Origin of the sequence: Methylobacterium sp. 1030 (genome assembly GCF_040544715.1) — a bacterium.
Classification (GTDB): Bacteria; Pseudomonadota; Alphaproteobacteria; order Rhizobiales; family Beijerinckiaceae; genus Methylobacterium.
Genome location: NZ_JBEPKM010000009.1, coordinates 90,011 through 108,777, shown reverse-complemented (window position 1 = coordinate 108,777; position 18,767 = coordinate 90,011). Strand labels below are relative to the sequence as shown.

At 72.3% G+C, this 18,767-nt stretch carries 15 protein-coding genes; 9 read left to right on the top strand and 6 right to left on the bottom strand.

Going from position 1 to position 18,767, the window contains the following annotated elements:
- Positions 1 to 166: 166 nt before the first annotated feature.
- Complete coding sequence (locus ABIC30_RS14705) at positions 167 to 1,111, bottom strand: D-2-hydroxyacid dehydrogenase (protein WP_020092656.1); 945 nt, start codon at positions 1,109 to 1,111, stop codon at positions 167 to 169.
- Between the two features lie 103 nt (positions 1,112 to 1,214).
- Positions 1,215 to 2,423 carry an aminotransferase class V-fold PLP-dependent enzyme gene (locus ABIC30_RS14700; protein WP_091926147.1) on the bottom strand — a complete coding sequence of 403 codons (1,209 nt, stop codon included), beginning with the start codon at positions 2,421 to 2,423 and terminating at the stop codon, positions 1,215 to 1,217.
- A gap of 537 nt (positions 2,424 to 2,960) precedes the next feature.
- Here ABIC30_RS14700 and ABIC30_RS14695 point away from each other — a divergent pair.
- The 3 genes from ABIC30_RS14695 to rnhB are packed head-to-tail and all read left to right on the top strand — an operon-like array spanning position 2,961 to position 5,540.
- Positions 2,961 to 3,758 carry a UDP-2,3-diacylglucosamine diphosphatase gene (locus ABIC30_RS14695; RefSeq protein ID WP_376738913.1) on the top strand — a complete coding sequence of 266 codons (798 nt, stop codon included), beginning with the start codon at positions 2,961 to 2,963 and terminating at the stop codon, positions 3,756 to 3,758.
- 10 nt (positions 3,759 to 3,768) lie between these two features.
- Positions 3,769 to 4,815 (top strand): glycosyltransferase family 4 protein, encoded by a 1,047-nt coding sequence (locus ABIC30_RS14690; RefSeq protein WP_354455570.1) that lies wholly within the window; start codon positions 3,769 to 3,771, stop codon positions 4,813 to 4,815.
- 38 nt (positions 4,816 to 4,853) lie between these two features.
- Positions 4,854 to 5,540 (top strand): ribonuclease HII, encoded by a 687-nt coding sequence (gene rnhB, locus ABIC30_RS14685; protein WP_354455568.1) that lies wholly within the window; start codon positions 4,854 to 4,856, stop codon positions 5,538 to 5,540.
- Between the two features lie 13 nt (positions 5,541 to 5,553).
- Here the strand turns inward: rnhB and ABIC30_RS14680 are convergent, their stop codons facing one another.
- Positions 5,554 to 7,656: a methyl-accepting chemotaxis protein gene (locus ABIC30_RS14680; RefSeq protein ID WP_354455566.1), complete on the bottom strand. Its 2,103-nt coding sequence runs from the start codon at positions 7,654 to 7,656 to the stop codon at positions 5,554 to 5,556.
- A 671-nt stretch (positions 7,657 to 8,327) separates the two neighbouring features.
- Positions 8,328 to 9,443 carry a PA0069 family radical SAM protein gene (locus ABIC30_RS14675; protein ID WP_354455564.1) on the bottom strand — a complete coding sequence of 372 codons (1,116 nt, stop codon included), beginning with the start codon at positions 9,441 to 9,443 and terminating at the stop codon, positions 8,328 to 8,330.
- Between the two features lie 158 nt (positions 9,444 to 9,601).
- On the opposite strand from ABIC30_RS14675, the gene ABIC30_RS14670 reads away from it, so the two are divergent.
- Positions 9,602 to 10,132: a hypothetical protein gene (locus ABIC30_RS14670; protein ID WP_020092663.1), complete on the top strand. Its 531-nt coding sequence runs from the start codon at positions 9,602 to 9,604 to the stop codon at positions 10,130 to 10,132.
- Between the two features lie 163 nt (positions 10,133 to 10,295).
- A complete protein-coding gene (locus ABIC30_RS14665; protein ID WP_020092664.1) occupies positions 10,296 to 11,744 on the top strand; it encodes an amino acid permease in 1,449 nt (482 codons plus the stop codon).
- 9 nt (positions 11,745 to 11,753) lie between these two features.
- Here ABIC30_RS14665 and moaB read toward each other — a convergent pair whose 3' ends face one another.
- Complete coding sequence (gene moaB, locus ABIC30_RS14660; RefSeq protein WP_020092665.1) at positions 11,754 to 12,311, bottom strand: molybdenum cofactor biosynthesis protein B; 558 nt, start codon at positions 12,309 to 12,311, stop codon at positions 11,754 to 11,756.
- Between the two features lie 141 nt (positions 12,312 to 12,452).
- On the opposite strand from moaB, the gene maiA reads away from it, so the two are divergent.
- The 4 genes from maiA (at position 12,453) to ABIC30_RS14640 (ending at position 15,263) form a co-directional block, all read left to right on the top strand.
- The gene (maiA, locus tag ABIC30_RS14655) at positions 12,453 to 13,100 is read left to right on the top strand and encodes a maleylacetoacetate isomerase (RefSeq protein ID WP_020092666.1); all 648 of its coding nucleotides are present in this window, start codon (positions 12,453 to 12,455) and stop codon (positions 13,098 to 13,100) included.
- 140 nt (positions 13,101 to 13,240) lie between these two features.
- A complete protein-coding gene (locus ABIC30_RS14650; RefSeq protein ID WP_020092667.1) occupies positions 13,241 to 14,572 on the top strand; it encodes an NAD(P)/FAD-dependent oxidoreductase in 1,332 nt (443 codons plus the stop codon).
- Positions 14,573 to 14,637: 65 nt separating this feature from the next.
- A complete protein-coding gene (locus ABIC30_RS14645) occupies positions 14,638 to 14,949 on the top strand; it encodes an EthD family reductase (protein ID WP_020092668.1) in 312 nt (103 codons plus the stop codon).
- The gene (locus ABIC30_RS14640; RefSeq protein WP_020092669.1) at positions 14,946 to 15,263 is read left to right on the top strand and encodes a hypothetical protein; all 318 of its coding nucleotides are present in this window, start codon (positions 14,946 to 14,948) and stop codon (positions 15,261 to 15,263) included. Before ABIC30_RS14645 ends, ABIC30_RS14640 begins: the two co-directional genes overlap by 4 nt.
- A 135-nt stretch (positions 15,264 to 15,398) precedes the next feature.
- Here ABIC30_RS14640 and ABIC30_RS14635 read toward each other — a convergent pair whose 3' ends face one another.
- Complete coding sequence (locus tag ABIC30_RS14635) at positions 15,399 to 18,734, bottom strand: ATP-binding protein (protein ID WP_354455560.1); 3,336 nt, start codon at positions 18,732 to 18,734, stop codon at positions 15,399 to 15,401.
- Positions 18,735 to 18,767 lie beyond the last annotated feature (33 nt).

Here is an 18,767-nt window from a genome sequence, read left to right as displayed (position 1 = left end):
ATGTTGGTTGGGTCGGTGCGTGGACGCAGCCCCTCTCCTCCCCCTTGCGGGGAGGAGCCGGAGGTGGGGGTGGTGGAGAATTGAGCGGAGCAGTGCCTCCTGCACCACCCCCACCCCTGGCCACTCCCCGCAGGGGGGAGGGGAACGCCCGTTGCTGATTTTGAGCTTAGGCTTCCACCACGTTCTGCGGCTTGCCCGCCACGAAAGCCTCGACGTTGTCGACGAGCTGGTCGGCCAGGATCTGCATCGCCTCCTTGCTCGCCCAAGCGACGTGCGGCGTGACGATCAGGTTCGGCAGGTCGGCGTCGCACAGGATGTTGCCGTCCTTGGGCGGCTCCTGCGCCACCACGTCGAACCCGGCGCCCGCGATGGTGCCGTCCTTGAGCGCCTCGAGAAGGGCCGCCTCGTCCACGAGGCCGCCGCGGGCCGTGTTGATGAGGATGGCGCTCTTCTTCATCTTCTTGAGCTCGGCGGCGCCGATCATCCCCTTGGTGTCGGGGGTCAGCGGCACGTGCAGCGTGATCACGTCGGACTGCGTCAGGATCGTCTCGAAATCGACCAGCCCGTCCTGCGGGAACACGTCGTAGGCGATGACCTTCATGCCCAGCGCCTCGGCGCGCTTGGCGATCGACTTGCCCAGCGCCCCGTAGCCGACGATGCCGAGCGTCGAGCCGGCGATGTCGTAGATCGGATAGTCGAAATAGCAGAACTGCTTGGACTTCGCCCAGTCGCCGCGCCGCACCGAGTTGGCGTAGGGCACGATCGCCCGGCGCAGGGCGAACATCAGCCCGACCACGTGCTCCGGCACGGTGTTGAACGCGTAGTTGCGGATGTTGACGACCGTGACCCCCTGGGCCTTGGCCTGGGCCTTGTCGACCACGTCGGTGCCGGTGGCGGCGACCGCGATCAGCTTCAGGTCGGGGAGCTGCTTCAGCGTCTCGGCCCGCATCGGGACCTTGTTGATCAGCGCGATCTCCGCGCCCTGGAGGCGGGAGACGATCTCCTCCGGCGTCCAGGTCGACTCGTGCTCGACGTATTCGTGGGGGAAATTGAACGGTCGGACCCTGGCATCGAGGGATTCACGATCCAGGAACACGATCTTCTTGGTCATAGGACCCCTCTCGTACGACGGGCGGTTTCCTCGATAGTCTTGTTCTTACTTGCGCGTCGGGGCGGGCCCGGCAACCCGGTCCCGCCCCGATCGCGGGCGCAGATCACGCCTTATGCAGCGGATTCTCGCGCAGGTAGCTGGAAGCGGCGGCGACGCCCGAGCCCGGCGTGACCTTGATGCCGCAATCGAGCATGGCCATCTCGGCGCCCGCGATGGCACCCAGCAGCGACAGCTCGTTCAGGTCGCCGAGGTGGCCGATGCGGAACACCTTGCCGGCGACTTTCGACAGGCCGGCGCCCAGCGAGAGGTTGTAGCGCTCGTAGGCGTGGGTGATCACCTTGGCGGCGTCGGCGCCCTCCGGCACCACGATCGCCGTGACCGTGTCGGAGTTCCACTTGGGCTCCTTGGCGCAGGGCTTGAGGCCCCAGGCCGCGACCGCCTGGCGGGTCGCCTCGGCGAGGACGTGGTGGCGGTGGTAGACGTTCTCCAGCCCCTCTTCCTTCACGACCGCCAGGGCCTCGCGCAGGCCGTAGAGCAGCGGCAGGACGGGGGTGTAGGGGAAGTAGCCGGTGGCGTTGGCGGCCAGCTGATCCTTCCAGGCGAAGTAGGCGTGGCCGAGCCGGTCGTTGCGGCCGGTGCCGCTCTCGGCGATCTTGAGCGCCTTCGGGCTGATGCAGATCAGGCCGAGGCCGGCCGGCAGCATGAAGCCCTTCTGCGAGCCCGCGATGGCGCAGTCGACCTTCCACGCGTCCATCTCGAACGGCAGAGAGCCGATCGACGAGATGCCGTCCACGAACAGCAGGGCCGGGTGCCCGGCGGCGTCGATCGCCTTGCGCACCGCGCCGATGTCGCTGGTGACGCCCGTGGCGGTCTCGTTGTGGACGACCATCACGGCCTTGATCTTATGGTCCTTGTCGGCGCGCAGGGCCTCCTCGATCTTCTGCGGATCGGCGCCGGTGCCCCACTCCTCCTCCTGGACGACCACGTCGAGGCCGAGGCGCTGGGCCATGTCGACCCAGAGGTGGCTGAACTGGCCGTAGCGCGAGGTCAGCACCGTGTCGCCGCGGCAGAGGGTGTTGGACAGGGCCGATTCCCAGATGCCGGTGCCCGAGGACGGGAACAGGATGACCGTCCCGGCGGTCGAGCCGAACACCATCTTGGAGTCCTGCAGGAGTGGCTTCACCAGCTCGGGGAAGCTCGGCGAGCGGTGATCCTCCGACGGCACGTGCATGGCGCGCAGGACGCGCTCCGGGATGTTGGTGGGGCCCGGGATGAAGAGGTGGTTGCGACCGGGGCGCCGGGTTGCGGCCATGATGTTTCCTCCGAAAAGTCCATTGCGCGCGGGCGTGAACCCGCGCCGGGTTGTCCAAGCGTCCTCAGGGAGTCGGTCCGGCGCCGTCGAGAGCGGCTCGCGCCGCACCCCCTCGAACGCCATCCTCTGCCGTGATCGGGGGGTCTCCGCGGAGCGGCAGGCGGCCTCACGCCGCTCGCGTCGCGGCGCGCCCCCGCGCGCCGGTCGCCTCCGAATTGCCGTCCCGTCCAACGGCTCCAGGGCCGTCCTCGCCGCCTTCCTGTCAAGGTCCGGCCGTGCTCGTGCCGAGCGGCCGGTTCTTGGTATTATGAGGCGGTGACGCTCGAAAGGAAAACCGGAAAAACTTCCGGAACTTGCCAAAAAAATTTTTTGTGCGCCGCAACGAAGTCGTGCTCCGGTTGAGAGGCTTCGCGGCACCGCACACCGAAGTCTTTCCGCCCCGTCGGAACCCGCGTCATCAAACTGAGATCGGATCGCGCTCTGGATCCCGGCACCGTTCAGCCGCCGGGAGAGGATGCCGTGGCCGAGGTTGAGGAGATGCCGGTCCGCGTGCGGACGCTGTTCCTGTCCGACCTGCATCTCGGCACGCGCGGCTGCCAGGCCGGCCTGCTGCTGTCGTTCCTGAAGGACTACGACGCCGACACGATCTACCTCGTCGGCGACATCGTGGACGGCTGGCAGCTGCGCTCGGGCTGGTACTGGCCGCAAGAGCACAACGACGTGGTGCAGAAGCTCCTGCGCAAGGTCCGCAAGGGCGCGCGGATCGTCTACCTGCCCGGCAACCACGACGAGTTCCTGCGCGACTACGTGGGCACGAGCTTCGGCGGCATCGAACTCGCCGAGACCGCGATCCACGAGGCGGCGGACGGCAAGCGCTACCTCGTCATCCACGGCGACCAGTTCGACATGGTGGTGCGCCACTCGCCGTGGCTCGCCCATCTGGGCGACGGCGCCTACACGCTGGCGCTCTCCCTCAACACGCTGATCAACAAGGTCCGGCGGCGGCTCGGCCTGTCCTACTGGTCGCTGTCGGCCTGGGCGAAGCTGCGCGTGAAGAACGCGGTGAGCTTCATCGGCCGCTTCGAGACGATCCTGGCCGAGGAGGCCCGCCGCCAGGGCGCCGACGGGGTGATCTGCGGCCACATCCACCACGCCGCGGACCGGCCGATCGGCGACCTGCGCTACCTCAACACCGGCGACTGGGTGGAATCCTGCACCGGGCTCGTGGAGCACTACGACGGCCGCATCGAGGTGCTGCACTACCCGAGCCTCCTGCGGGCGCGGGAGGCCGAGGTCGTGCCGCAGCCCCTGCCGGGCCGGCGCGCGGTGGCGTGAGGGCGCCGCCGTGAAGCTCCTGATCGCCAGCGACGCGTGGCACCCCCAGGTGAACGGCGTCGTGCGCTCCCTCGAGCAGATGGTCCGGCGCGCGCCGGAGCACGGCTTCGCCACGACGCTGCTGTCCGTCGCGGATTTCCGCTCGCTGCCGCTGCCGGGCTACCCGGAGATCCGCCTCGCCTATGCCGGGCGCGAGCGGGTGGCGGCGCGCTGGCGGGCCGAGCGGCCGAGCCACGTGCACATCGCCACGGAGGGGCCGGTCGGCCTCGCGGCGCGCCGGCACTGCCTCGCGCACGACCTGCCCTTCACGACGAGCTACCACACGCGCTTCCCTGAATACCTCGCCGCCCGCGCCCCGGTGCCGGAGGCGTGGTCCTACGCGTACCTGCGCCGGTTCCACGGCGCCGCCCGCGGGACGATGGTCAGCACCGCCTCGCTCCAGGGCGAGCTCGCGGCGCGGGGTTTCGGCCGGCTGATGCGCTGGACCCGGGGCGTGGACACGGAGCGGTTCCGGCCGGCCGAGCCCGGGACGCCCGGGCCGGCGGAACTCGCCGGCCTGCCGGGGCCGCTGTTCCTCTACGTCGGTCGGCTCGCCGTGGAGAAGAACGTCGCGGCCTTCCTCGCCCTCGACCTGCCCGGCACCAAGGTGGTGGTGGGCGACGGTCCGGACCGCGCGCGGCTGCAGGCGCTCGCGCCGGCGGCGCACTTCCTCGGCACCCGCACCGGCGCGGACCTCTCGGCGGTCTACGCGGCCTGCGACGTCTTCGTCTTCCCGAGCCTCACCGACACGTTCGGCATCGTGCTCCTGGAGGCCCTGGCCAGCGGCCTCCCGGTGGCGGCCTTCCCGGTGCCGGGTCCGAACGACGTCGTCGGCGGCACGCGGGTCGGCGTGCTCGACCCGGACCTGCGGGTCGCCGCGCTGGCGGCCCTGCGCCTGTCGCGCGCCGAGTGCCGGGCCGAGGCCCTGCGCCGCGGCTGGGACGTGAGCGCGCGGCAGTTCTTCGGTAACATCGTCGAGGCGCATGGGGGCGCCCGGAGCACCCGCGACGCCGCCTGACGCGTGACGGCGTCCGCGCGGAATGGCAGGAGGGCGCGATGCCGCCCGCCAAGCCACCCGCCAAGCCGCCAGTCAGATCGCCAGTCAGATCGCCCGCCGGACCGGCCGGGTCCGCCAGAGCCCGGCCCCCGGTCGCCGGGCCGTTCGATCCCGCCCGGGCCGCCGCCTATCCGGCGGCGATCGGCTGCGACGAGGTCGGGCGCGGTGCGCTCTGCGGACCCGTGGTGGTGGCCGCGGTCTGGTTCGATCCGGCGGCGATCCCGGCCGACCTGCTCGCGGCCCTCGACGACAGCAAGCGCGTCCCCGAGCCCGTGCGCGACCGGCTGGCCCCCCTGATCCGCGCCCACGCGCGGGTCGCGGTGGCGGCGGGGTCGCGCGCCCTGATCGACCGGATCAACATCCGCGGCGCGACCCTCGACGCCATGGCGCGGGCGGTGGCGCGGCTCGGCCTCGCCGCGCCCGTGCTGGTCGACGGGCGCGACGCTCTGCCGGGCTTGCCCGGCCGCGCCGTCGTCGGCGGCGACCACTTGGTGCCCCAGATCGCCGCCGCGTCGATCGTCGCCAAGGTGCTCCGGGACCAGCTGATGCGGCGGCTCGCCCGGCGCCATCCCGGCTACGGCTGGGAGCGCAATGTCGGCTACGGGACGGCCGTCCACCGCGCCGGCCTGACGCAGCTCGGGCGCAGCCCCCACCACCGGCTGAGCTTCACCCGCGGCTTCGACTGAGCCGGGCGACGGGTCACGCGGCCCGGACGCCCGTGAGGAAGCGCTCGACCTCCGCGGCGAGTTCCTCCGACTGACGCGTGAGCGCGGTGGCGGCCGTCAGCACGTGGTCGGCCGCGCGACCGGTCCGGTCGGCCGCCTGCGCCACGCCGGCGATGTTGCCGGTGACCTCCTGCGTGCCGGCATTGGCCTGGGCGACGTTGCGGACGATCTCCTGCGTCGCCGCCCCCTGCTGCTCCACCGCGGCCGCGATGGCGGCGGCCACGGCGTCGATCTCCCCGATCCGGCCGGTGATCGTCCCGATCGCCCGCACCGCCTGACCGGTCACGGTCCGGATCTCGCCGATCTGCCGGCCGACCTCGTCGGTGGCCCGACCGGTCTGGGCGGCCAGTTCCTTGACCTCGGTTGCGACGACCGCGAATCCGCGGCCGGCCTCGCCGGCCCGCGCCGCCTCGATCGTGGCGTTGAGCGCCAGCAGGTTCGTCTGCGCGGCGATGCGGGCGATCAGCTCGACGACGGCGTCGACCCGGGCGACGGACGCGTTCAGCGCCGCCACCAGGGCAGCCGTCTGGTCGGCCTCGCCGACCGCGCTCCGGGCCAGCTCGGACGAGCCCTGGACCTGCCGCCCGATCTCCTGGACGGAGGTGCCGAGTTCCTCCACCGCGGCGGCCACCGTCCTGACGCCGGCGGACGCCTCCTCGGCGGCCGCGGCCACGGTATCGGACTGGCTGGCCGTCTCCTGGGCTGTGGTGGTCATCTCCCAGGCCGTGGTCTGCAGTTCGGCCGCGGCGGCGGAGACCTGCCCGACGATGCCGGCCACCGCCGCCTCGAAGGTCTGCGCCATCGTGTGCGTCATGGTCCGGCGCTGCGCCTCCGCGGCGCGCGCCGCCTCGTCCGCCTCTGCCTCCAGGGCGCGGGTGCGGACGAGGTTGTCCCGGAAGACCTCCACGGCCGCCGCCATCGCGCCGATCTCGTCCCGCCGCCCGCGGGCCGGGATCTCCACGGCGACGTCGCCGGAGGCGAGCGCCCGCATCGCCTGGATCATGGCCCGGAGCGGCCCGAGCACGCGGCGGACGACGACGACGGCGCCGGCACCGGCGAGCAGCACCGATGCGGCCAGGAACAGGCCGGTGTGCAGCAGCGTCGCCCCCGCCTCAGCGAAGAGTTCCTGCGCGCGGGCGACCATCGCGTTCAGCGCCGCCTCGGCGAGGTCGGCGATAGTGTTGACCTCCCGCGTGTTGCGGTCGCGCAGGTCCTGGATCGCGACGCCCGGCGGCTGGCCCCGGCTCAGGGCCGCCCGCAAGGCCTGCCGCCGCGCCGCGACCTCACCCTCGAAGTTGCTGGCGCCCGCCCTCACGAAGGCGTCCTGGACCGCCCGCGGCAGCGTGTCGTCCATGTGATCGACGAGATTCGCCCAGCTCGCCGCGACGCGGCCGCGCTCCTCGGCCTCCGCGAGGCGCTCCTCCTCGGACCAGCCCGTGCCCCGCGTCACGGCCGTCTCGGCCCGCGCCACGTTGCCGCCGATCGCGACCCGCGTGATCCAGGCGGCGCGCTTGATGTCCAGGGCGCGGGCCAGCGCCGCGTCCCGGCGCGGGATCGTGACGTCGACGGCCCCGCTGGTCGCCGTGAGGGCGTCGAGCAGATCCCGGAAGGCGGTCGCGGCGACCTCCGCGGTCGCGGCCTCGCGCTCCGCGACCGGGACCGCGAGGGCCGCGTCGATCCGCGACGTCAGGCCGGTGACGGCCTCGTGCGCCCGTCGGAGCGGATCGACCGTCTTCGCCACCGCGGCGGTGTCGATCGCGCGCACCAGGCTCAGGAGCGCCGCCAGCCGGTCGATCCGGGTCGCGCGCTGTCGGGCGATCAGGGCCGCGTCGGCGGGCGGGATCCTGTCCGCGGCGATCAGCGCCTGCAGGGTCCGCCCCCGCTCGAGGCGCACGGCGAGCAGGATCTCGAGGAGGATACGGCTGCCTTCCGTGAGCGCGACGACGCGGCGGCTCTCCCGCTCCTGCGCCCCGGCCTCCAGCGCCGTCCGGGCGCCCGCGGCCAGCAGCATGGCGCTGAGTGAGAACAGGATCGCGCACAGGATCGTGCCGATGGACGGACGCGGAAGACGCAGCATGAGGGTCGGGATCTCTCTTCGCGGTGCGTCGAGGCGCGCGGCCCGCCGCCGGGCTGCCCGGTTCGAGCAGGGCGGCCGGTCGGCCTCGGTCGACGGAAAGGCTGAGCGACGCGACAGGCACCCCGACGCGGCGCCGGCCCGGTTCGCTCGAAGGGCGCGGCGAGGGCGCGGCGAGTCCGGGAGTTCGCCCGGTCGGCATCGAAGGTCGAAACCCCGACACGCTACCGTCTCAAGGAAGGACGGCAGTCGCGACCGGCAGAACCGAGCAGGGCCGCGGCGCGAGGCTCGCCCGCGACCGGATCACGGCGCACAGCGTCCATTGGCGGGATCTGCGGACACGGACGCCGGACAAAATCGCGCTCTTACGCACAGAACGACCCTCAATATAGAACTGAAATTCGATAACTCAATCAAACTTGGTCAAAATCTCGCAGTAAACCTCGCGATCTCAGGCATTTGAACCACAATGGCACAGATGTCAATCTTACGTTCTGCGATTTTACTCACGCCTTAGACATCTAAAAATCCACTTTGGGAGCAACATTTGAGTCGTTTTCTATCTTTGGAAATGTATTTTTACGCCGCTTCCGGCCAAAATGACTGGAATTTTCGCTGAACCGTACTGTGGGACAGGTCCGCCGCCTCGCGCGCGCCGCCGCGTCGGTCGCGTGTCAGAACAGCGCCAGCTGCGCGCCGGGCTTCCGGAAGGCGTCGCGATTCAGCGCGATGCGCCCGAAGGCGAAACCGAGACGCGTGCCGGCGAGCCGGACCCGCTGGCCGATCATCGCCGCGTAGGCGCCCTCCCCGCGGAAGCGGTGGCCGAAGCGCGGGTCGTTCTCGCGCCCGCCCCGGGCTTCCCGCAGGAGTGCGAAGGCCCGCGCCCTGCGTTCGGGATAATGCTCGGTGAACCAGTCCGCCACGAGGTCCGCGACTTCGCCCGGGAGGCGCAGCAGCGCGTGGCCGATCCGGCTCGCCCCGTGCGCGCGCGCCTCGGCCAGGATCGATTCGATCTCGTGGTCCGTCAGGCCGGGGATGATCGGCGAGACGTTGACCATGACGGGCACGCCCGCCGCGCTCAGGCCCCGCATCGCCGCGAGCCGCTTGCCCGGCCGCGGCGCCCGCGGGTCGAGGCGGCGGGCGAGGTCCGGATCCAGCGTCGGCAGCGAGATCGCCGCCAGCACGAGGTTCTCCGCCGCCATCTCTGCCAGGAGGTCGAGGTCGCGCAGCACGAGGTCCGACTTGGTGGTGATGCTGACGGGGTGGCGGGCCTCCCGCAGCACCTCCAGAACCGCGCGGGTGAGCCGGTGCTCCCGCTCGACCGGCTGGTAGGGATCCGTGGCGGTGCCGAGGGCGATCGTGTCGGGCCGGTAGCCCGGCGCGGCGATCTCGCGGGCGAGGAGCCGGGCGGCGTCCGGCTTGGTGAAGATCCGCGACTCGAAGTCGAGCCCCGGCGACAGGCCGAGCCAGGCATGGGTCGGGCGCGCGTAGCAGTAGATGCAGCCGTGCTCGCAGCCCCGGTACGGGTTGATCGACCGGTCGAACGGGATGTCGGGCGAGCTGTTGCGCGCGATGATCCGGGCGGACCGCTCTGGCGTGACCTCCGTGCGCAGGGGTGCCGGAGCGTCCGCCGTCCAGGTCTCGTCATGGAACGCCTCGCGCCGGGCGGATTCGTATCGGCCCGTCGGGTTGGCCGTCGCGCCGCGCCCCCGCCGGGCGGCCGGTTCCGCGACGCTCGGCCCGAGTCGCGGCGCGGCCCCGGAGGCGGTCCCGTCGCGCGTGCCCCCCATGACGACTCGCCTCCCTCACGCATCCATATAAGAACATAGAGCGAACGCGATGGCGACGGGCGCCTTTTTTTCAGGCAAATGCGGTTCTGCAGCCCGTCCGAACGGCGACGCGTCGGCGCGCGGGCCGCGGGGCAGTTTACGGCGCCGCAGAATCGTCTATGCGCGCGCTCATGCTCTCCGCCGTGACCTATCTGGCCGAACCGGCCGATCCGGACGCGATCGATCGCCTGGCCGACACGCTCAGCGTGCTCGTCTCCGGCGTGGCCGGCGGCCTCGTCGGCGACGCGGTGATCGTCGCGGGCCGCGAGAGCGAGGCCGTGGCGGCCGTCGCGGAGGCCACGGGCGCGACCCTCGTGCTGCACCGGGGCGGCAATCCCTACGCGGCGGGCGCCGCCGCGGCCCGGCGGGACTGGATCCTGTGCCTGGAGGCCGGCGACGTCCCGGCCGAGGGCTGGATCCGCACCCTCGACCGCTTCGTCGGGACCGCGCGGCCGGAGACGGCGCTCGGCCGCCTGCACCGCCCGGCCGGGCGTTGGCTCGGCCGGCTCGTCAGACGGGCGGAGACCGTCGTCGGCGCCCGGCAGGCCCGGGCCGGCGACGTCGTCCGGCGCGAGGCCCTGCGTGCCGAGGGCGCGTTCACGGGTCGCCTCAAGGTCAGGCCGCTGATCGCTCGGATCGAGCGCGCCTGACCGGAAAGATCTTGCTCGGGAGAATCTTGCTCCGGAAGAATCTTGCGCCCGCTCACGTTGTTGTCGGTCGATCCGCCCCTACAACTCTGGAAGCGCGGCAGGATCGTCGCCGTCTCCGGACATGTCGACGCGCTGAGCCACCCCGATCTGGAAGGATGGTGCAATGGATTCGTCGGGCCTGATGGGGCGCAAGTCGGTCGAGGACATCGTCGAGAGCGGCGAGGGCGAGCAACAGCTCTCGAAGTCGCTGGGCGCCCTCTCGATCACCGCGATGGGCATCGGGGCGATCATCGGCGCCGGCATCTTCGTCCTGACCGGCACGGCCGCGGCCCAGTATGCCGGGCCGGGGATCATGCTGTCCTTCGTGCTCGGCGGCATCGCCTGCGCCTTCGTCGGCCTCTGCTACTCGGAGATGGCCGCGCTGATCCCGGTCGCCGGATCGAGCTACACCTACACCTACGCGACGCTCGGCGAGTTCTTCGCGTGGCTGATCGGCTGGGACCTGATCCTCGAATACGCCATGGGCGCCGCCACCGTGGCGGTCGGCTGGTCGGGCTACGTGACCAGCATCCTGAAGAGCGTCGGCATCGTGATCCCGGCGCAGTTCGCCAACGCGCCGGGCACGCCGATCGAGGGCGGCGGGACCGCGCTGCTGAACCTGCCGGCGGTCCTGATCGTGGCGCTGATCACGATCCTGCTGATGCGGGGCACGAAGGAATCGGCGCTCTTCAACAACATCATGGTCGCGGTGAAGCTCACCGTCGTGGTCGCCTTCATCGCCCTGGGCTGGGGCCACGTGAACGCCGCGAACTGGAGCCCGCTCATCCCGGACAACGACGGGACCTTCGGCCATTTCGGCTACAGCGGCGTTCTGCGCGGCGCGGGCGTGGTGTTCTTCGCCTTCATCGGCTTCGACGCGGTCTCGACCGCCGCCCAGGAGGCGCGCAAGCCCCAGAAGGACATGCCCATCGGCATCCTGGGCTCGCTCGCGGTCTGCACGATCCTGTACGTGCTCGTCGCCGCCGTGCTCACCGGTCTCGTGCCCTACAAGGACCTCAACGTCCCGGACCCGATCGCCAAGGGCGTCGACGTGATCGGCATCGGCTGGTTCAGCCTCCTGATCAAGCTCGGGGCGCTGACCGGGCTGACGACGGTGATCCTCGTCCTGCTCTACGGCCAGAGCCGGATCTTCTTCACCATGGCGCAGGACGGCCTGCTGCCGAAGATGTTCTCCCACGTCCACCCGACCTACCAGACGCCGTATCGCAGCCAGGCGATGATCGGCGCCGCGGTCGCCGTGGTGGCGGCGCTGGTGCCGATCCACATCCTCGGCGAGATGGTGAGCATCGGCACCCTCGCGGCCTTCATCCTCGTCTGCGGCTCGGTCCTCTACCTGCGGCGGGCCGAGCGCACCATGAAGCGGCCGTTCCGGGCGCCCGCCGTGCCGGTCGTGCCGATCCTCGGCATCCTGTCCTGCCTGCTCCTGATGATCGGCCTGCCCCTCGACACGTGGCTGCGGCTGGTGATCTGGATGGCGCTCGGCCTCGTCGTGTACTTCTTCTACGGCCGCAAGCACTCGGTCCTGCGCCGCAAGGAGGGGAACCTCGCGTAGCGCGCGGCCTCACACCGTGAGGCTCGCGCCGCGCCGCAGGTGCTCGTCGAGGCGCGGCATGATCTCCACGAAGTTGCAGGGCCGGTGCCGGTAGTCGAGCTGCTGGGCCAGGATCCCGTCCCAGGCGTCGCGGCAGGCGCCGGGCGAGCCCGGCAGCACGAACACGTAGGTCGCCCGCGCGACCCCCGCGGTGGCGCGGGATTGCAGGGTCGAGGTGCCGATCTTGTCGTACGAGATCCGGTGGAACACGGCCGAGAAGCCGTCCATGCGCTTCTCGAACAGCGGCTCCAGCGCCTCGGGGGTGACGTCGCGGCCGGTGAAGCCGGTCCCGCCGGTGGTGATCACCACGTCGACGCCGGGGTCGCGCAGCCACGCCTCCACCCGCGCGCGGATCGCCGGGACCTCGTCCGGGACGATCGACCGGGCCGCCAGGATGTGCCCCGCCTCGGTGAGGCGCTGGGTCAGGGTGTCGCCCGAGCGGTCGTCCTCCGGGCGGCGGGTGTCGGAGACGGTCAGGACCGCGATGTTCAGGGGGATGAAGCGGCGGGCGTCGGTCTGATCGGCCATCGTGCGGGCTCTCCGGGGCGGGAGACCGATATGGGCCCGGCGGGACTGCTTGTCGCCCCCGGGCCGCCGCGCGCGCAGCCCCCTTGCGGGCCGCGGCGAAGTCGGCTGTGCTCGCTCGACCCCGTCGGAGACCGCTGACCCATGCACATGTACGGCAACTGGCGCTCGGCCGCGGCCTTCCGGGTGCGGATCGCCCTGAAGCTGAAGGGCATCGCCTACGAGGAGACCTTCATCGACCTCGACGCCGGCGACCAGCACGAGCCGGCGTTCCGGAAGATCAACCCGCAGGGCGCGGTGCCGGCGCTGTTCGACGGCGACGGGCCGCCGCTCACCCAGTCGCTGGCGATCCTCGACTACTTGGAGGAGACGCGCGGCGGCGTCCGCCTCCTGCCCGAGGAGCCCCGGGCGCGGGCCCGCGCCCGCTCGCTGGCGCAGGTGGTCGCGTGCGACACCCACCCGCTCTACGTGCCCCGGGTGCGCACCTTCCTGATGAAGCATTACGGCCTGCCCCGGGAGCGCATGCTGGATTTCCTGCGCAACGCCTTCGAGACCGGCCTCCGGACCCTGGAGACGCGCCTCGCCACCGAGCCGGGGACGGGCCGGTTCTGCCAGGGCGATTCGGTGAGCCACGCCGACCTCTGCCTCGTCAGCCTCTGGGTCGGGACGGGCATCTTCGGCATCGACACGGCGGCCTACCCGACGGTCGCGCGAATCGCCGAGGCCTGCCTCGCCCTGCCGGCGGTCGCGGAGGCGCATCCGCTGCGCCAGCCGGGCGCCCCGCCGGCGTGACCGGGCTCCGCGCGCCGCCCGTCCGGTGCGCGACGTCGCACTCGTGACCGGGGGTCGCGGCCGGCGATGTGGTATTCGGCAACCCAGGCCGTGTAAGGAGGCCGGCGACTGATCCCGGTCCGGGGGGAGAAAGAGTGTCGATGGCATCCGTCGAGAACGAGTCGGGCCTTCATCGCGTCGTGGTGGTCGGCGGCGGCGCAGCCGGACTGCAGCTGGTCACGAAGCTCGGCGACAAGCTCGGGCGCGGCAAGCGCGCGCACGTCACCCTCGTGGACCGCGCCCGGACGCATATCTGGAAGCCGCTGCTCCACGAGGTGGCGGCCGGCAGCCTCGACGTCGGCCACCACGCGGTGGACTACCTGCACCATGCCCACATGCACGGCTTCCGCTACCGGATCGGGCGGATGACCGGGCTCGACCGGGAGGCGCGCACGATCCAGCTCGCCGCGAGCCACGACGCGGAAGGGCGCGAGATCACGCCCGAGCGCGCCGTCCCCTACGACACGCTGGTGATGGCGGTGGGCTCCACCACCAACGATTTCGGCACGCCGGGCGTCGCAGAGCACGCCATCGCCCTCGACACCCAGGACCAGGCGGTGCGCTTCCACCAGCGCCTCGTGAACGCCTCGCTGCGCGCGCACACGCAGGCCGGCCCGGTCCGGCCCGGCCAGCTCCACGTCACGGTGATCGGCGCGGGCGCGACCGGGACGGAACTCGCCGCCGAGCTCCACCGGACCCTGCGCCACGTCGTCTCGACCGGGCTCGACAAGATCGACCCGGGCAAGGACATCCGCATCACCCTGGTCGAGGCCGCCGACCGGATCCTGCCGGCGGTGCCGCAGCGCCTCTCGGCCGAGGTGATGCAGCTCCTCAGCAAGATCGGCGTCGACGTGCGCGTGAAGGCGCGGGTCACCGAGGTGCGCGCCGACGGCGTGCAGCTCGCCGACGGCACCTTCATCCCGTCCGAACTGGTCGTCTGGGCGGCGGGCGTGAAGGCGCCGCCCTTCCTGCAGGGCATCGGCGGCCTGGAGACGACGCGGACCAATCAGCTGGTGGTGACGCCGACGCTGCAGACCACCCGCGACCCCGACATCTTCGCCATCGGCGACTGCGCCTACCTGGTCGAGGCCGGCTCCGACACGCCGGTGCCGCCCCGCGCGCAGGCGGCCCACCAGCAGGCGAGCCACCTGATCGCCCAGATCCCGGCCAAGATCGACGGCAAGCCGCTGAAGCCGTTCCGGTACAAGGATTTCGGCTCGCTGGTCTCGCTGGGCGAGTACTCGACCGTGGGCAGCCTGATGGGGTTCGTGCGCGGCAAGAACATGCTCATCGCCGGTCTGTTCGCCCGGATGATGTACCGCTCGCTCTACAAGATGCACGAGCGGGCGCTGCACGGCACGGCCAAGACCGCCCTCGACACCCTGGCCCGCGCGCTGACCCGGCGCACCGAGCCGCGGGTGAAGCTGCACTGACCGTCGCCGTACGACCCGAGGACGGGCGCCCGGATCGACCGGGCGCGACACAGGAAGGAAACGCCATGATCCTGGTAAGCGTGATGTACCCGGCCGGCCCGAGCTTCGACATGGGCTACTACCTCGGCCACCACATGCCGCTGGTGCGCGAGCGCTGGTCGTCCCTCGGCCTCCACGACGCGAAGGTCGTCAAGGGCGCCGGCACGCCGGACGGCGGCGCCGCCCCGTTCCAGGTGATGGCCCTCCTGACCTTCGAGTCGGTCGACGCCTTCAAGAAGGCCGTCGCCGCCCACGGCGAGGAGATCTTCGCCGACATCCCGAACTTCACCGCGGCGCAGGCCCAGGTGCAGATCAACGACTTCGCAGAAAACCCGTGATCGACATCGTCAAGGCGGTGCAGGAGGCCGATCCGAGCCTCGGCACCTACGTGGTCGTTCTGCGGACCGACGCCCGGGCCCTCGACGGCCCGGAGCGGTTCACGCCGGAGGCGCAGGCCTGGATCGCCGAGAAGGCGCCGAGCGGCCGGCTCGCCCGGGTGCGCGTCCTGCTCGCCCCCTATCCGGGGGCGGAGCCGGCCGCGCGCGAGGTCACCGTGGCGGCCTTCGCCGACGCGCGGGAGCTCGCCGCCTTCGCGACGACCTGGACCGGCGACCCGCTGCCGGAGGAGCCGGGGGACTCTCTTCCCGACTGACGGCTCCGGAGCCGCCGTCTCTGCGAGCGGAGTAGGCGATCCAGGGCAGCGCGGCGCTCACCGGCGGCGCGCCGACCCTGGGTCACTTCGCTCCGCCCGCGACGACGGAAAGGGTCCTCGATACCGCGCGCGGACTCACGCCGCGCGCAGCTGCCGGATGGCGCGGAGCGCGGTCGCCCGCTGGATCTCCAGGCGCCGGATCAGCGGCATCAGGTCGGCGCCCGCGTGGGCGGCGGCCTCGACCTCCCGGCACAGGCTCGACAGGCCGACGAAGCCCAGCAGCCCGGCCGCCGCCACCAGGGCGTGCGCGTCGTGGGCGATCTGCAGGCGGTCGGTCTCGCTCGGCCGGAACCGCTCGGACAGCTCGTTCGCCAGGAGATCGAGCAGCGCCCCGACGCGATCGGTGCCGAAGCTCGCCTCCATCTCGGTCAGGACCGCCGCGTCGAGCACGGCCGAATCGACCTGCGGCAGGCGGCGCGGCACCTCGGCCCGCGCCGGCCGCCGCGCGCCCGGCGCCGTCCAGCGGCTGATCGTGGCGAAGAGGTCGGCCCGCCGGAACGGCTTGCCCACATGGTCGTCCATCCCGGCCTCGCGCAGCTCCTCGATCTGCGACGGCAGGACGTTGGCGGTCATGGCGACGATCGGGATGTCGCAGGCGGGCGGCGCGAGGGCGCGGATGCGGCGCGTGGCCGTGAGCCCGTCGACGCGGGGCATCTGGACGTCCATCAGCACGAGATCGTAGGCCCGGCCGGCCGCGACGGACGACCCGACCGCCGTGATCGCCTCGGCGCCGTCCCCGGCCACGTCCACCGCGTAGCCCTGGGATTCGAGCACCGCGCAGGCGAGTTCCTGGTTGAGCGGCACGTCCTCGACGAGGAGCAGCCGCAGCGGCGCGCCCGGGACCTCGCCGGCCGCCGGAGCCGCGGCCGGGGGCGGCCGCGACGGTCCACCCGCGTCGGCAGCGGCGCCCGGGGCCGCGGTGTCCCGCTCGCCGCGGGGCAGCACCAGCCGGAACCAGAAGGTCGAGCCCGCCCCCTCGCGGCTCTCGACCCCGATCTCGCCGCCCATCAGCGACACGAGGTGCCGGGAGATCGCGAGGCCGAGGCCGGTGCCGCCGAAGCGCCGGCTGATCGAGCCGTCGACCTGGCTGAACCGCTTGAACAGCCGGTCCTGCTGCGCCGGCGCGATGCCGATGCCGGTATCGACCACGGAGAACCGGACCGCGTCGCCGGGGCGCCCGTCGGGGGCGGCGCCGTCGCCCTCCCGCTCCGCGGTCACCGTGACCGAGCCCTCGGGCGTGAACTTCACGGCGTTGTTCAGCAGGTTGAGCAGCACCTGTCGCAGGCGCCCGGCATCGCCGACCACGAAGGTCGGCAGGGCCGGGTCGATCCGGGCCTCGATGGCGAGTCCGCTGCGGAGCGCGCTGCCCCGCACGATCGAGACCGTGCTGTCGACGGTCGAGGCCAGCGGGAAGGTGACCGGGTCGAGGGTCAGCTCGCCGGCCTCGATCTTCGAGAAGTCGAGGATGTCGTTGACGACCGTGAGCAGGGCCGCGCCGGAACTCTGGATCAGCTCGAGGCGCCGCCGGTCCTCGTTCTGGATCGCGTCGCCGTCGAGGAGCAGCTCGGCATAGCCCAGGATGCCGTTCAGCGGGGTGCGGATCTCGTGGCTCATGGCGGCCAGGAACTCGCTCTTGGCCGCGCTCGCCCGCTCCGCCTCGGTGCGGGCCGCCTCGGCGTCGCGCGTGGCGGTGCGCAGGGCCGCCTCGACCGCCTTGCGCTCGGTGATGTCGAGGTGGAGGCCGACCATCCGCTGGGGCTGCCCGTCGGTGCCGCCGAGCGTCCGGCCCCGCGCGTAGAGCCAGCGCGCGCCGACCCGGAACTCGGCCGCGTAGGGGGTGCCGGACTCGACCGCCCGCCGGATCTCGTTCCAGACATCGGAGACGTCGTCCGGATCGATCAGCGCCGTCCACGCGGAGGCCGAGATCGTGTGGGCGCCGCCGGTCTCCGGCAGGCCGTGCATCCGCGCGCTCTCCGGGCTGAGGACGGCGAGCCCCGTGCGCATGTCCCAGTCCCAGGTGCCGGCCTCCGCGGCGTCGAGGGCGATGTCGAGCAGGCCGCTCGCCTCCTCGACGGCGAGCCGCGCCGTGACGATGTCGTCGACGTCGAGGGCGGTCCCGAGCCACTCCGCCACCGCGCCGTCCGCCGGGTCGAGGCGGATCGGGATCAGGGAGAGCTTGTGCCACCGGTAGACGCCGTCCTGGCGCCGGATCCGCCACTGGCCGCTGTAGCCCGTGCCGGTCTCGACCGCCCGGATCCAGGCCGCCTCCATGGCGGCGGCATCCTCGGGGTGGTTCCGGACGAGGCGCTCCGCGCGCTCGGGCCCGATCGGCCCGTAATAGGACTGGAACTGCGCGTTGGCGTAGGTCGCCTGACCGTCCCCGACCCGCATGGTCCAGACCAGGAGCGGCAGCGCCTCGGCGAGGCCCCGGTAGCGCAGCTCGCTGCGGCGAACCTCGTCCTCGGCGCGCCGGCGCTCGGTGACGTCGATCAGGACGCCGAACAGGCCGGCGCCCGCCCCCTCCCCCCGGGCCATGCCGCGCACGACCACGTCGCGCAGCGCGCCGTCCGGCCGCAGCAGCCGGGCCTCGAAATCGAACCGGACCCCGCGGGCGATCGCGTCGGCGACGATCGCCTCGAGCCGGGCGCGGTCGTCGGGGTGGTAGATCTGCGCGAAGGCGTCGAGATGCGGCGGCGGCGTCGCCGGGTCGCGGCCCGCGATGGCGTAGAGGCTCGCCGACCAGACCGGCTGCCCGTCCGCGAGCTCCACGCGCCAGTTCCCGACGCTGGCGAGCTGCTCGGCCATGGTGAGCTGGTGGTTCGCCGCCTCCTGGGCGCGGGCCCGGGCGTTGATCTCCCGGTGCTGCTCGCGGATCAGCGCCTCGCGGATCGCCGCCTGCGCGATCTCCCGGTCGCGCCGCGCGTTGGCCTCCGTGAGGCGCAGATGCGCCACGACGATCTCGGCGAGGTCGCGGAGGGCGGCCGCGTCCTCGGGCGAGAAGTCGGAGCGGGGCTCGGGATCGGCGAGGCAGAGGGTTCCGACCCGCAGGCCCGGCTGGAGGCTCAGGGCGACGCCCGCGTAGAACCGGATCCCGTCCGGCGCGGCGGCCACGGGCAGGTCGCGGAACCGCGCGTCGAGCCGCGCGTCGGGGACGACCACGAGGGCGTCGCTGCGGATCGTGTGCTGGCAGAAGCTCTCGTCCCGCCGCATCGTGGTCGGCACCCCGGCACAGGGCGTCTTCAGCCACTGGTGCGTGTCGCCCAGGAAGGCCACGAACGCGCTGCGCACGCCGAACAGGCGCCGGGCGGTCCGGCAGACGGCCTCGAAATGCGGTTCCGGCGGTGTCCCGAGGATCGCGAGGGCCTCGAGGGCCGCGAGCCGGTCGCGCTCGTTGTCCGGCTGTGTGCTCACGTACCGTCTCCGGGTGCCGATCGGCCGCGACCG

What these genes read in the sequence shown, in the direction of transcription:
- ABIC30_RS14680 (WP_354455566.1), bottom strand. Translation starts at nt 7,656, where the DNA reads ATGCTGCGTCTTCCGCGTCCGTCCATCGGCACGATCCTGTGCGCGATC.
- maiA (WP_020092666.1), top strand. Translation starts at nt 12,453, where the DNA reads ATGCACATGTACGGCAACTGGCGCTCGGCCGCGGCCTTCCGGGTGCGG.
- ABIC30_RS14645 (WP_020092668.1), top strand. Translation starts at nt 14,638, where the DNA reads ATGATCCTGGTAAGCGTGATGTACCCGGCCGGCCCGAGCTTCGACATG.
- ABIC30_RS14650 (WP_020092667.1), top strand. Translation starts at nt 13,241, where the DNA reads ATGGCATCCGTCGAGAACGAGTCGGGCCTTCATCGCGTCGTGGTGGTC.
- ABIC30_RS14705 (WP_020092656.1), bottom strand. Translation starts at nt 1,111, where the DNA reads ATGACCAAGAAGATCGTGTTCCTGGATCGTGAATCCCTCGATGCCAGG.
- ABIC30_RS14670 (WP_020092663.1), top strand. Translation starts at nt 9,602, where the DNA reads ATGCGCGCGCTCATGCTCTCCGCCGTGACCTATCTGGCCGAACCGGCC.
- ABIC30_RS14665 (WP_020092664.1), top strand. Translation starts at nt 10,296, where the DNA reads ATGGATTCGTCGGGCCTGATGGGGCGCAAGTCGGTCGAGGACATCGTC.
- moaB (WP_020092665.1), bottom strand. Translation starts at nt 12,311, where the DNA reads ATGGCCGATCAGACCGACGCCCGCCGCTTCATCCCCCTGAACATCGCG.
- ABIC30_RS14675 (WP_354455564.1), bottom strand. Translation starts at nt 9,443, where the DNA reads ATGGGGGGCACGCGCGACGGGACCGCCTCCGGGGCCGCGCCGCGACTC.
- ABIC30_RS14695 (WP_376738913.1), top strand. Translation starts at nt 2,961, where the DNA reads ATGCCGGTCCGCGTGCGGACGCTGTTCCTGTCCGACCTGCATCTCGGC.
- rnhB (WP_354455568.1), top strand. Translation starts at nt 4,854, where the DNA reads ATGCCGCCCGCCAAGCCACCCGCCAAGCCGCCAGTCAGATCGCCAGTC.
- ABIC30_RS14700 (WP_091926147.1), bottom strand. Translation starts at nt 2,423, where the DNA reads ATGGCCGCAACCCGGCGCCCCGGTCGCAACCACCTCTTCATCCCGGGC.